Origin of the sequence: Pantoea sp. AS142, from assembly GCF_037152305.1 — a bacterium.
Classification (GTDB): Bacteria; Pseudomonadota; Gammaproteobacteria; order Enterobacterales; family Enterobacteriaceae; genus Pantoea.
The window spans coordinates 265414-278618 of sequence record NZ_JBBCMO010000004.1; the positions used below are offsets into that span (position 1 = coordinate 265414).

Annotated in this window: 14 protein-coding genes; 3 read left to right on the forward strand and 11 right to left on the reverse strand. The window is 53.7% G+C overall.

Annotation, left to right across the window (positions count from 1 at the left end):
• Positions 1 to 232 precede the first annotated feature (232 nt).
• Complete coding sequence (locus WFO64_RS10660) at positions 233 to 1297, forward strand: NAD(P)-dependent alcohol dehydrogenase (RefSeq protein ID WP_337011439.1); 1065 nt, start codon at positions 233 to 235, stop codon at positions 1295 to 1297.
• A gap of 52 nt (positions 1298 to 1349) precedes the next feature.
• On the opposite strand, the gene WFO64_RS10665 is transcribed toward WFO64_RS10660, so the two are convergent.
• From WFO64_RS10665 to dnaB, 6 genes are all read right to left on the reverse strand, one after another.
• Positions 1350 to 1673 (reverse strand): MmcQ/YjbR family DNA-binding protein, encoded by a 324-nt coding sequence (locus WFO64_RS10665; protein WP_337011441.1) that lies wholly within the window; start codon positions 1671 to 1673, stop codon positions 1350 to 1352.
• Complete coding sequence (locus WFO64_RS10670) at positions 1673 to 2092, reverse strand: secondary thiamine-phosphate synthase enzyme YjbQ (protein WP_337011443.1); 420 nt, start codon at positions 2090 to 2092, stop codon at positions 1673 to 1675. The genes WFO64_RS10665 and WFO64_RS10670 overlap by 1 nt, the downstream gene beginning before the upstream one ends.
• A gap of 119 nt (positions 2093 to 2211) precedes the next feature.
• On the reverse strand, positions 2212 to 3405 hold the full coding sequence (locus tag WFO64_RS10675; protein ID WP_337011534.1) for an amino acid aminotransferase: 1194 nt from the start codon (positions 3403 to 3405) through the stop codon (positions 2212 to 2214).
• 40 nt (positions 3406 to 3445) lie between these two features.
• Positions 3446 to 4060 (reverse strand): YitT family protein, encoded by a 615-nt coding sequence (locus WFO64_RS10680; RefSeq protein WP_337011445.1) that lies wholly within the window; start codon positions 4058 to 4060, stop codon positions 3446 to 3448.
• 240 nt (positions 4061 to 4300) lie between these two features.
• Positions 4301 to 4780, reverse strand: coding sequence for an Lrp/AsnC family transcriptional regulator (locus tag WFO64_RS10685; RefSeq protein ID WP_337011447.1), 480 nt, complete (start codon positions 4778 to 4780; stop codon positions 4301 to 4303).
• A gap of 129 nt (positions 4781 to 4909) precedes the next feature.
• On the reverse strand, positions 4910 to 6316 hold the full coding sequence (gene dnaB, locus WFO64_RS10690) for a replicative DNA helicase (RefSeq protein ID WP_033734894.1): 1407 nt from the start codon (positions 6314 to 6316) through the stop codon (positions 4910 to 4912).
• Between the two features lie 96 nt (positions 6317 to 6412).
• On the opposite strand from dnaB, the gene WFO64_RS10695 reads away from it, so the two are divergent.
• Positions 6413 to 7396, forward strand: a complete 984-nt coding sequence (locus WFO64_RS10695) for a quinone oxidoreductase (RefSeq protein WP_337011449.1) — start codon at positions 6413 to 6415, stop codon at positions 7394 to 7396.
• Positions 7397 to 7607: 211 nt separating this feature from the next.
• On the opposite strand, the gene pspG is transcribed toward WFO64_RS10695, so the two are convergent.
• The 3 genes from pspG to WFO64_RS10710 all read right to left on the reverse strand — a co-directional run bounded on the left by pspG (position 7608) and on the right by WFO64_RS10710 (position 10404).
• A complete protein-coding gene (gene pspG, locus WFO64_RS10700; RefSeq protein ID WP_337011451.1) occupies positions 7608 to 7874 on the reverse strand; it encodes an envelope stress response protein PspG in 267 nt (88 codons plus the stop codon).
• Positions 7875 to 8053: 179 nt separating this feature from the next.
• Positions 8054 to 9046 carry a tRNA dihydrouridine(20/20a) synthase DusA gene (gene dusA / locus WFO64_RS10705; protein WP_337011454.1) on the reverse strand — a complete coding sequence of 331 codons (993 nt, stop codon included), beginning with the start codon at positions 9044 to 9046 and terminating at the stop codon, positions 8054 to 8056.
• Between the two features lie 107 nt (positions 9047 to 9153).
• A complete protein-coding gene (locus WFO64_RS10710; protein WP_337011456.1) occupies positions 9154 to 10404 on the reverse strand; it encodes a conjugal transfer protein TraF in 1251 nt (416 codons plus the stop codon).
• A 450-nt stretch (positions 10405 to 10854) separates the two neighbouring features.
• On the opposite strand from WFO64_RS10710, the gene zur reads away from it, so the two are divergent.
• Positions 10855 to 11376, forward strand: coding sequence for a zinc uptake transcriptional repressor Zur (gene zur / locus WFO64_RS10715; RefSeq protein ID WP_337011458.1), 522 nt, complete (start codon positions 10855 to 10857; stop codon positions 11374 to 11376).
• A 53-nt stretch (positions 11377 to 11429) separates the two neighbouring features.
• On the opposite strand, the gene WFO64_RS10720 is transcribed toward zur, so the two are convergent.
• Together WFO64_RS10720 and dinF are read right to left on the reverse strand one after the other, a co-directional pair.
• Positions 11430 to 11642: a CsbD family protein gene (locus WFO64_RS10720; RefSeq protein WP_337011460.1), complete on the reverse strand. Its 213-nt coding sequence runs from the start codon at positions 11640 to 11642 to the stop codon at positions 11430 to 11432.
• 156 nt (positions 11643 to 11798) lie between these two features.
• Positions 11799 to 13121, reverse strand: coding sequence for an MATE family efflux transporter DinF (gene dinF / locus WFO64_RS10725; RefSeq protein ID WP_337011462.1), 1323 nt, complete (start codon positions 13119 to 13121; stop codon positions 11799 to 11801).
• Positions 13122 to 13205: the final 84 nt, after the last annotated feature.

Sequence of the window (13205 nt, forward strand, 5' to 3'; positions counted from 1 at the left end):
TTATTTCAGGCCTGCCGCGTGCGGGCCTCTTTACATTCACTGCTAATTCAGCCAGAAAAATGCAGAATCAGGCAAGATTCAGACATGTATAGGCATATACGCTTTTCCCCACGCTGACTATCCTTAAGCGGTTCCTCTCTGGCACGCCGCTGGCGTCGCCCTGTTTTCGCAGCACATCAACGCTGCTGCAATTCATCTAAAACACTCACGACACATCGAAACTGGAGACACCATGAATATTACGCATGCGTATGCTGCTCAGGATGCTAAATCCAAACTGGCACCGTTCGATTTTAAGCCGCGTGAGCTGCGCGCCCATGACGTTCAGCTTGAGGTACTGTTCTGTGGCGTTTGCCACTCAGACCTGCATCAGGCGCGTAATGAGTGGAAAAACACTATTTTCCCCGTGGTACCGGGTCATGAAATTGTCGGTCGTGTGACCGGCGTAGGCCCGCAGACGCAGAAATATAAAGTCGGCGATCTGGTCGGCGTGGGCTGTATGGTTGATTCCTGCCGCAGCTGTCCGAGCTGTCAGCAGGGGCTGGAGCAATATTGTGAAAATGGTTTTGTCGGTACCTATAACGGCGAAGATCGCGAAACCGGCGCAATTACCTACGGCGGTTACTCGACGGCGATGGTGGTCGATGAGAGCTTTGTACTGCGCATTCCGGAGAATCTGGAGCTGGCGGGCGTTGCCCCTCTGCTGTGTGCCGGTATCACCACCTACTCACCGCTGCGTCACTGGAATGTCGGTCCTGGCAAAAAAGTAGGCATTGTGGGTCTGGGTGGCCTGGGTCATATGGGCGTGAAAATTGCCCACGCCATGGGCGCGCATGTGGTGCTGTTCACCACCTCGCCGTCAAAAATTGAAGATGGCAAACGTCTGGGTGCCGATGAAGTGGTGATCTCTAAAGATCCGGACCAGATGGCGCAGCACGCTAACAGTTTTGACTTCATTCTGAATACTGTGGCGGCTCAACACGATCTCAATCCGTTCATTACCCTGCTGAAGCTGGATGGCAACATGACGCTGGTGGGTGCACCGGAGCACGATCACCCAGCACCGCAGGTCTTTAACCTGATCTTTAAACGTCGCAGCATCGCCGGTTCACTGATTGGCGGCATCGCCGAGACCCAGGAGATGCTTGATTTCTGTGGTGAGCACGGCATTACGTCAGACATTGAACTCATCGCAATGGATCAAATCAACGAAGCCTATGAGCGCATGCTGAAAAGCGATGTAAAATACCGCTTTGTTATCGATATCAACACCCTGCGCGAACAGCCTGTCGCGTAATACAACCGGTCTGAAACCCTCTTGCTCAGGTAAGAGGGTTTTCTATTGCCGTTTATCGGGCAGCCGCAACCTGCTGGAATGAAGCATCGACCAGATAATAGATCTGCGAATCTTTCAGCGAACCGTCGAGGAATAGCGTGCTCCAGTGTGACTTGTTCAGGTGCTCGCTGGGAATAATGTCGCAATGCTCGTCGCGCAGTAATTCGGCCAGCGCCGGCGTCGATTTCAGCGAGACGGCCGGCCGGCCTTTCGCCTCATGCACCATCGCAAACAACACGCCGTTGCTTTTAATCTGCGTCGCCTTCCAGTCAGTGTGGACGCTCTGCTCCGCGCCCGGCTTGCTCATGCAATAGGTCAGTAAGTCTGAGTTATTCATCACGATTCCCCTTGTAAAGTGGCGACAATCCGCCTGGCACCGCCCTCAATGCGATGCTCGCCCAGCCAGATACCCTGCCAGGTGCCCAGCACCAGACGCCCCCGCTGCACTGGTAATAACAACGAAACCCCTAATGTCGATGATTTGATGTGCGCTGGCATATCATCACGCCCTTCGTAGTCGTGCTGGTAAGGCGCATTCTCTGGCACATGCCGCATGAAATGCTGCTCCATGTCGCTGCGCACCGTCGGGTCACAATTCTCATTTAAAGTTAACGACGCCGAGGTATGCAACAGCAACAGATGCAGCAGACCGGTTTTGATATCACGCAGTCCGGAGAGCGAGTTCACAATCTCATCGGTGACCAGATGAAACCCGCGCGACTTCGCGCTCAGCGTAATAGTGTGTTGATGCCACATAGCTTATTCCCGAAACAATTATCCCGTTTAAGTGTGCAACATGTCGCAGAAAGGTAAACCCTGACCCATAAAAAAACCGCCAGAGAGAAGCTGGCGGTTTTTTTACAGCCTGGCAGCCGTTACATCACAGCGGCAAACGCTTCAGCCACCTGATGCACATTTTTGCTGTTCAGACCGGCCACACACATGCGGCCGCTGCCCACGAGGTAGACGCCAAATTCGTTACGCAGGCGATCGACCTGCTGCGCACTCAGGCCGGTGTAGCTGAACATGCCACGCTGCTTCAGCAGGTAGTCAAAGTTTTTACCTGGCAGTGCGGTGCTCAGCACGTCCACCAGCGACTGACGCATTGTGAGAATGCGCAGACGCATCGCTTCAACTTCAGCCAGCCAGCTGGCTTTCAGCGCCTCATCGTTGAGTACGCGCGCGACAACCTGCGCACCGAAATTCGGCGGGCTGGAGTAGTTGCGGCGAACGGTGGCTTTTAACTGGCCCAGCACGCGTGCCGACTCTTCGGCGTTGTCACAGACGATAGAGAGACCGCCCACGCGCTCGCCATAGAGCGAAAAGATTTTTGAGAAGGAGTTACTCACCAGAGCGGGCAGGCCCGCCGCCGCGACCGCGCGCAGTGCATAGGCATCCTGCTGCATACCGGCACCAAAGCCCTGATAGGCGATATCCAGGAAGGGAATCAGCTGCTGCGCTTTCAGCACCTCAACGGTCTGATCCCACTGCGTATCCGTCAGGTCAGCGCCGGTCGGGTTATGACAGCAGGGATGCAGCAGCACGATACTCTGCGCTGGCAGGGTTTTCAGGGTGCTGATAAAGGCATCAAAACGTACACCGTGGGTCTTTGCGTCATACCAGGGATAGGTATTTACGTCAAAACCTGCGCCATTAAAAATCGCGACGTGGTTTTCCCAGGTCGGATCGCTGACCCAGACTGCCGACTGCGGGAAATAACGCTTGAGGAAATCCGCGCCTACTTTCAGCGCACCAGAACCGCCCAGCGTCTGAATCGAAGCAATACGGCCCGCGTTTAACACCGGATGATCGGCACCAAACAGCAGTGGTGCAATCGCGCTACGGTAGCTGTTCAGTCCTTCCATTGGCAAATAGAGCGCTGCCTGATGCGGCTCAGCATAGAGCTGATCTTCGGCAGCCGCCACGGCTTGTAACTGCGGGATGATGCCCTGCTCGTCGTAATAGAGCCCGATACTCAGGTTGACTTTGTGTTCACGTGGGTCTTGTTTGAAGGCTTCCATCAACGACAGAATCGGATCGCCAGCATAGGCATCAACGTTTTGAAACACGGTGTAGGTCTCCATGATTGGTCCAGAGGTAAACAGCGGATTAAACCCGATAGCGTCCCGGACGGTGGTTCATTGCAATAATCAGATTCAGGATCACCGCACCCGCTATCGACGCGAGCAGGATGGGGCCACTCACCACAAACAGTGACGCCAGCACGACGCAGGTATCGACTGCCATTTGCAGTTTACCTGCGCGGATCCCAAAGCGCTCCTGTAGCCACAGTGCCAGAATATTAATGCCGCCCAGGCTCGCCTTATGACGAAATAACACTATAAACCCGATTCCCATGATGACGTTACCGAACAGTGTCGCATAGAAGGGGTTGAGGTCAGAAAAATGGACGAACAGCGGGTGCAGCTGGGTGAAAAGCGACACCAACCCGACGGCGCAGAAGGTTTTCAGGGTAAATTCCCAGCCCATGCGTCTTACTGCCAGCCAGTAAAAAGGAATATTGATCAGGAAGAACGCGCTGCCGAACGAGAGCGGCGAAAGATAGCTGATGAGAAAGGCGATACCTGCGGTGCTGCCGGTCAGCGCGCCCGCCTGTTTAAGCATAATGACGCCGAACGAGACCATTAGGGTGCCGAGCACCATCGCCAGCGCATCTTCAATGCGCGAATGAGGGACGCGGGAGGGTTCTGCGATGTTATCCATGGGGGTTTCTCAGTGCAAATGATGTGGTTTCGATGCAAAATTCGCACCATGGCCACAGCATTGAACTGCTGCCGACCGGATGCCTGCAATATCCCGTTGATATCTAAAGCGCTTTATAACAGAGTTTTGTGCATAAAGACCATTCAAAGCCGCCTACCCGTGCGTTAAAGTTTGTTTCAATGCGCGTTACTTGCATTAATTACCGCAAATATGCACCAAAACCGCACAGCACGCACCTTTTTAGCGCGCCTTGCTTTCAGGGATCATCATCAGCCCGTTTTCCTTCATGCGGCCCAGCACCACCGAGGTTTTCACATGGGAAACACTCTGATGGCCCGCGACTAACTGGCTGATTAACGCACTGAGAGAATTGAGATCGGCTACCGCTACTTTGAGCAGGTAATCAGCATCGCCGGTGGTTTTATAAGCATCAACGATCGCCTCTTCCTGCTCCACCATGCGGTGAAAGCTCTCGACATATTCCGCGGTGTGGTTAATTAAGCGCACCTCAATCAAACCCACCATGCCAAGCCCAATCGCATCGGGTGACAGCCGGGCGTGATAGCCCAGGATCAGATTAGCCTGCTCCAGGTTGATGCGACGGCGGGAACATTGCGAGGCGGAGAGGCCGACCAGATCACTGAGTTCCTGATTGGTCAGACGGCCATTAGATTGTAATAAAGTCAGGATTTTAAGGTCGTAATCGTCTACGTGAGTCATTGCGTTTCCACAGCGTGATGGGCGTCGCTTTGTTACAGATAACCCGATAACCCGAGAGGTTGTCCAACACTATTTTCCGATGATGGAGGCTGTCATGCACAGATCGTGCATGACAGCACATTCCGGAGATCATTCATCGTCGTATTGCGGGCCAGCGTAGTTGTCGAAACGTGACCATTGACCATTAAAGGTCAGACGTACCGTACCGATAGGGCCGTTACGCTGTTTACCCAGAATGATCTCGGCGATCCCTTTCAGATCGCTGTTTTCGTGGTAAACCTCATCGCGATAGATAAACATGATCAAATCCGCATCCTGCTCGATCGAGCCAGATTCACGCAGATCCGAGTTGACCGGACGTTTGTCAGCACGCTGCTCCAGTGAGCGGTTAAGCTGCGACAGCGCCACAACCGGCACGTTAAGCTCTTTGGCCAACGCTTTAAGCGAGCGGGAGATCTCAGCAATCTCCAGCGTACGGTTGTCCGACAGCGAGGGTACGCGCATCAACTGCAAATAGTCGATCATGATCATGCTTAATCCGCCGTTTTCACGATAGATGCGTCGGGCGCGCGATCGCACTTCGGTGGGCGTCAGGCCGGAAGAGTCATCAATGTACATATTCTTCTTCTCCAGCAGAATGCCCATGGTGCCGGAGATACGCGCCCAGTCTTCATCATCCAGCTGTCCGGTTCGGATGCGGGTCTGATCGACGCGGGAGAGCGACGCCAGCATACGCATCATGATCTGCTCGCTGGGCATCTCCAGACTGAAAATCAGCACCGGTTTTTCCTGCAGCATGGCGGCGTTTTCGCACAGATTCATCGCAAAGGTGGTTTTACCCATTGAAGGACGCGCTGCGACAATAATCAGGTCAGAACCCTGCAGACCCGCGGTCTTTTTATTCAGATCCTGATAACCGGTATCGACACCGGTGACACCATCGTGCGGTGTCTGATAGAGCGATTCGATACGCGAGACGGTCGATTCCAGAATCTGCTCGATATTTTTCGGGCCAGCATCTTTATCAGCACGCGCTTCTGCGATTTTAAAGACGTTCGACTCCGCGAAATCGAGCAGCTCTTCGCTGTTACGTCCCTGCGGATCATAACCGGCATCGGCAATCTGATTGGCGACGGAGATCATCTCGCGCACTACCGCCCGTTCGCGCACGATGTCAGCATAGGCGCCGATGTTTGCCGCGCTCGGGGTGTTTTTCGCCAGTTCAGCCAGATAGGCGAAACCGCCCGCCATCTCCAGCTCGCCACGGGTTTCCAGCGATTCGGAGAGCGTAATCAGGTCAATGGGCTTGCTGTTTTCCAGCAGCCGCTGCATCTCTGAAAAAATCAGGCGATGTGAGCGGTTGAAAAAGTCATTCGCGACGACGCGCTCAGAGACGTTGTCCCAGCGCTCGTTATCCAGCATTAACCCACCGAGCACCGACTGCTCCGCTTCCAGTGAATGCGGGGGCATTTTCACGCCTGCGAGCTGGCGATCCTGCGTTTCGTTCGATTTGTTGGTGGGTTTATTTCCTGCCATAGTGAATGCATTACCGATCTTCTGTGGGGACGCGCAAGTATACCTTAGTTGGGGGGCGTGCCTCACCCTCATGATGAAACAATCACAGGAGTCAGAATGGCAAAGCGTATTCAGTTCAACGCGCATGGCGGACCGGACGTTTTAGCGTGGACAGATTTTGAACCTGCAGACCCCGCCGAACATGAAGTCCAGGTAGAACATCGTGCTATCGGGATTAATTACATCGATACCTATGTTCGCAGCGGACTGTATCCGGTTGCCGCTTTCCCTTCTGGCCTGGGTACGGAAGCCGCGGGGGTGGTATCGCGGGTTGGACGTGGTGTGACCTTGTTTAAACCCGGCGATCGCGTGGTCTATTGTCTGGCGTCAATGGGTGCCTATAGTGAAGTGCACAACGTGGCAGAAGATCGCCTGATGGCTCTCCCGGAAGCGATCAGCTTTGAACAGGGCGCAGCCAGCTATCTGAAAGGGCTGACCACGCAATATCTGCTGCGCCAGACCTATAAAGTCAGCGCCGGTGAGACTTTCCTGTTTCATGCCGCAGCGGGTGGCGTCGGGCTTATCGCCTGTCAGTGGGCAAAAGCGCTGGGGGCGCATCTGATTGGCACGGTCGGTTCAGCGGAAAAGGCCACGATGGCGAAGAACGCTGGCGCCTGGGCAACCATTAACTATCGCGAAGAAAACATTGCACAACGCGTCAGCGAACTGACGGAAGGGAAAAAAGTGGGCGTGGTTTATGATTCAGTGGGCAAAGATACCTGGGAAGCGTCCCTGGACTCGCTGCGTCGTCATGGTCTGATGGTCAGTTTTGGCAATGCTTCTGGTCCGGTAACCGGGATTGATTTGGGCATTCTGAATAAGAAAGGCTCGCTTTTTGTTACCCGCCCCTCACTGTTTGGCTATATCACCAACCGGCAGGAGCTGGAAACCGCCAGTGCCGAGCTGTTCTCGCTGCTGGCGAGCGGCGCAATTAAAGTTGATGTGCCGGAACAGCAGACGTTTGCGCTGAAAGAGGCCAGCAAAGCGCACCAGATACTTGAAAGCCGCGCCACGCAGGGATCCTGTCTCTTGATTCCATGATAGTCGGCAACAAAAAGGGCTTCCCGCAGGAAGCCCTTCTCTTTTTTTATTTTTTTATTCGCGCTGGTGTAGGGACAGCGGCGATAAATTTATGTCGAGTCAATGGCACATCGATTCGACGACAGGCATCCTGCCAGAAAACATAAGTAAAAAATATGGTTAATTGCACATCAACGCTGAACAATCTCTCACACTGTGATCGTTACCGCATTTAGCGCCAGCCTTTGCGGTCTAACCTGTTGATCTTACGTTTCAGCTTGCGACGTGCTCGCTCGTCGCTGTCACCAAAAAAGGCACGATGCAGCCACACAGCGATCACCGCCAGTACCAGCCACGGCAACACCTTGATAACCATTGCAAACAGTCCACCGACAAACATCACGATTGTCGCGACCACCAGTGCCGCCAGCACGCCCAGCAGCGAAACGCCGGTCAGCAACAGCATCAGGAAAAACCCTAATACGAATAAAATTTCCACGTCAGCGCTCCTCTTAAATATCCATTGTTATGACTATTACAAAAAGCGTGCCAACAGTTAACTTATTGATTTTATGAAAATCAGAGTCAGACGGAAGTGTGCGGACTGGTGAGAAAAACCATATAGTGGTGTAAAAAAAACCGCCTTCATAGCGGGTTTTTTGTGATTCAGATTACGCCTCAGGCTTCCTGTGGGATCTTATCAGCCACCAACGCCAGCGCCGCTTCCAGCACACGAACATCGGCACCGGGTTTGTGAGCATTTTCACTCAGGTGGCGTCGCCACTGGCGGGCGCCAGGAATCCCCTGGAACAGTCCCAGCATATGGCGCGTGACGTGTCCCAGGTAAGTACCCTTCGCCAGTTCCGCTTCAATATAGGGATACATGGCGCGCACCACGTCAACCGGGTTAGCCGCCGGACGCTGACGGCCAAACAATGCCTGATCGACCTGCGCCAGAATGCCAGGGTTTTGATAGGCTTCGCGCCCCATCATCACGCCATCAAGATACTGCAGATGCGTCAGAGCCTCTTCAAGCGTTTTCACGCCGCCGTTAAGGGCAATGATCAGATGCGGAAAATCGCGCTTCAGCTGATAGACGCGTGGATAATCCAGCGGTGGGATTTCGCGGTTCTCTTTGGGGCTAAGGCCGGAGAGCCAGGCTTTACGCGCATGAATGATAAATGTCTCGCACTCACCGCGTCCCGCCACCGTGCCGATAAAATCGGTCAGGAATTCATAGCTGTCCAACGCATCAATACCAATGCGGGTTTTCACCGTGACCGGAATCGACACGACGTCACGCATCGCTTTAACGGCATCCGCGACCAGATTCGCTTCGGCCATCAGGCAGGCACCGAAACGACCATTCTGCACCCGATCAGAGGGACAGCCGACATTAAGGTTCACTTCATCGTAGCCTCGCTGCTCTGCCAGCTTCGCGCACTGCGCCAGTGCCGCCGGATCGCTACCGCCAAGCTGCAACGCGACCGGATGCTCAGCCTCACAGTAAGCCAGGTAATCCCCTTTGCCATGAATGATTGCGCCAGTAGTCACCATTTCGGTGTAGAGCAGCGTATCGCCGGTCAGCTGACGATGAAAATAGCGACAGTGACGATCGGTCCAGTCGAGCATAGGGGCGATAGAGAAACGTTGCGAAGAGAAATTAGGCATGAAGCGCAGACAATCCGGTAATTAAGGGGTGATGGAATTCTGTGCAAGGATAACACAAGGGCGGGCGATAGTGCATCGCCCGCCCCCGAACAGCCTGAATGACACGCTTAGAAGTTAAAGCCCAGCTGCATCATCGCGCCCCAGGTGTTGTTGGCACCCACCGAGCCTGCCAGATCCAGGTGTACGGCTTTATTAAACGGCGACAGACCAAAACCTGCGGTGGCGACATTCTCATCGTTAGAACGCATGTCCGCACGATAACCGGCACGCAGCTGAAGCCAGTCAAGCACGCGGTATTCTGCACCCACGGCCGCATACTGGCTGTTATCCTGAGTTTTGAAGCGTTTGGTCTCGGTCAGATCCACATCGCCGGTCACGGTAAACGGACCTTTATCCCAGGCCAGACCGGTAGTGACCAGCGGACGAATCTGGTAGGTATCGCGGAAACCATTGACCTCTCTGGTCTGCAGATCGCGCGAAACCAGGTTCTGTCCGGTCACGCCCAGCGTCCAGTTTTCAGCAAAGGTGGTCGCCAGGCCGGCATCAACGTTAAAGCCGGTATCAGTGCTGCGATACTGGTTGTTATTGATGTCACTTTTGTCGTAGTTGTAGATGCTGGCGGTGTAGTTATAGAGCCAGGTTTTCTGTACTTTCGGTGTAACGCCTACTGATACCGGCTGACCGGCGATGGTGAACTCATGCGCCACCGCAACACCATAATCGGTGACCAGCGCCGCTAAGCCATTCGCGCTGGAGCGCAGGTTATTTTGATCGCCCGGACGAGGAAGCACTGTGCCGTTAGCCACACCGCGCAGATAGTCGATATCGCTCTGGACCACATTGGCACGCACGTGCGCTGAACCATAGGCTTTGGTGATAAAGGCGAAAGGCAGCGTCTCGTTAGGGATCGTGACGGCCAGGGCAAGCCCGGCGTTACCGTCCGCTTTGTTGCCGCGCAAATCACTTAGTTGGTTGGCGACATCGCCTGAGGCGGCGCGCACTTCGGGATAACCACGCAGATAATCAGCGAAGGTTAAATTGCCGAGCACATCGCGGTAGCGATCTACGGTATCGGTGATGTCATCGACTTTGTCGATCAGATGATCTTTATCGGTGAGCTGAACACCGGCTGATGGAAAAATAATGCTGACATTATCGTCGGGTTTAGCGCGCGTCATTAATGCCGGGTTGGCCAGCACTGCGGAGCCATAAAGAGAAGATGCCACGCCGGTGCCGCCCATGGCGTCATTGCGTGCATCATACCAGGTCCCCGCCGCTATGGCGGAAGAAGAAAGGAAAAGCGCGGTCGCTACAGCGGAGTAGATCAGCGCTGAACGTTGAGCGGATTTTTTCACCATTTGCCTGCCATCACCTGAGAAATTGTCATTGAAACATTCAACGACTGAATAGTTTATTAGCCCTATTGTGAACGTTGGCTAACGCGTTATTGCTGTGAATTCAAAGGAAACAGTGTCTTAATTCAAAGGATTGGACGTTTTCCAATCAAAAATTCGTTGTAATTGTTCAAGCTGCGTCGGGATATTTCAAATAATACCAGAATTTTCTTAAGTCTTTCTGAACATTACTTCTTAACTCAGTGAGATGCAAAGCAAAATGTCAACAAATTCCGCTTCAGGTAAATGCAGGATGGATCTGATTTATCGTCAGATTTGAGATAAAAGATGGCTTCAATGCGAATTATGCTGCTTTATCAGGCAAATAGTGCTTTTTTTTCAGACGAAAACCAACCTCAGCGCCGCGAAACTTTGTGTGATAAAATAACATCACTTATTCAGCGGAGAATTTTCATGACAAACATGACGTCGCAGCAAATTTTGATTCAGGCCGAAAAAATGTGCCTGCAGCGCGGTGTGCGTCTGACTTCGCAGCGGGCTGAAGTGTTACGCCTGATGGCCGAAGAACCCGGCTCGATCAGTGCCTACGATCTGCTGGATCAACTTCGCGTCAGCGAACCGCAGGCCAAGCCCCCGACTGTTTATCGGGCGCTCGATTTCCTTCTGGAACAGGGTTTCATTCATCGGGTGGAATCCAACAATAGCTACGTTATGTGTCACCATTTTGAGGCACCAGCACATACGTCGGTGATGCTGGTGTGTGACCGCTGTGCCGCCGTTACGGAAAAGCAGGCGCAGGGTGTAGAGAAGATTATCGCGACACTGGCGCATGAAGCGCAGTTTGCTTTACGCCACAGTGTGATTGAAGCGCATGGTTTATGTGAAAATTGTGTAGCGGTTGAAGCCTGTACGCATCATGAAAGTTGCGAACATGACCATCAGCATGAGGGTAAAAAGCGGGGAAAACGCGGCTAATCCGCACATCCTTGTGCGGTTCCGGTGAGGGCGCACCGGAACATACTGGCTGATTACCAGCGGTGATCTTTGTTATGACCTTCCCAGTCCGTTACTTCACGCTCTGCTTCATCTTTCGCATAGCCATAACGCTCCTGGATTTTCCCGACCAGTTGATCACGTTTACCTTCGATAACCTGCATATCATCATCGGTCAGCTTGCCCCATTTCTCTTTCATTTTGCCTTTGAACTGCTTCCAGTTGCCGCTGGCTTCGTCTTTATTCATGGCAGACCTCCAATCCTCGGGTTTAATGATTATCTTGCTACTTAACAAAATAACGGTATAAAGCGCTGGCTAACTGCGCTGGATAGAGTTAATTGTAGTATCCAATTTCACACCCATAGAATAATACAGAATAATCCGTATCAGTCTGCAGCAGCATCAGGCATCAAACCAGCTGTTCTGACGCCAGTGCTTACGCCAGATAAGCCACAGCGACAGGCCGCGCAGCGCCAGGAAAACCGTTACCGCCAGCCACAGACCGTGGTTACCCAGTAGCGGTACGCTGAGCAGCGTCAGAAAGTATCCTGCCGCTGCCACGACCATGCTATTGCGCATCTCGCGTCCGCGCGTCGCCCCAATGAACATCCCGTCCAGCAGATAACACCAGACGCCGATCAGCGGCATGATCATCTGCCAGACCAGATAGCGATCAGCTGTCTGCTGGAGTGACTGAAGAGAGGTCAGTAGGGTAACGATCTGCGGGCCACAAATGGCATAGACCAGCGAGAAAAACAGCGCCACTACTACCGCCTGACGACAGGCAGAGTGCCAGACGCGCAGCAGTTTGCTGCCATCATTTGCGCCATGCGCTTCGCCCGCAAAAGCCTCAACCGCGTAGGCAAACCCATCAAGCGCGTAGGCGGTAAAAGTAATGAACATCAGTAATACCGCGTTAACCGCCACCACATCCGGACCCAGCCGTGCGCCCAGCATGGTCAGCGAGGCGAAACAAAGCTGCAGCATCAAAGAACGCAGCATAATATCCCGGTTCAATCGCAGCAGCCGGCCGCTGTCAACGCGCCAGCTTTGCTTCAGCAGGCTGAGGGTAATACCGCGCAGTTTTAATACCCGGCAGACCATGATGCTGCCGACACCCAGCGTGATGTACTCCGCCAGCGCCGTAGCGGTTGCCGCGCCTGCGACACCCCACTGCAGACCCATTACCAGCCAGAGATCGAGCACGATATTAACCAGATTGCCCACCACCAGCAGGATTACTGGCGCGCGCGCATACTGCACGCCCAGCAGCCAGCCCAGAATAACCAGGTTTGCCAGCGTAGCAGGCGCACTGAGCCAGCGAATCTGAATAAACAGCGCCGCCTGTTCAAGTACATCGGGGTTGCCGCCAACCAGATGGGAGGCCAGCTGAATAATCGGATAACGCAAAGCGATGAAGAGTACGCCCGCCAGTAGCGCAATAATCAGCGGCTGGATCAGCGCGCGTGCCAGCGCCGTTTTATCACCGGCGCCAAATGCCTGCGCCGTAAGGCCAGTGGTACTCATCCGCAGAAAAAGCAGCAGCATAAAGAGGAAACTGGTCACCGTGGTCCCGACCGCAACCCCGCCAAGATAGACAGGGCTGTCGAGATGACCAATAACCGCAGTATCGACCACCCCCAGTAAGGGAACGGTGATATTTGAAAGGATCATTGGCAGCGCAAGCTGCCAGAGATTTTTATCGGTTGCCGTGATGAAGCCCATTCGCCGTTCCGTGCTCAGTGTCGCTGCGCAAAAGAGGCAGCGACAAAATTAGGGCAGACAGAATAGCATCAGAGAAGACGAATG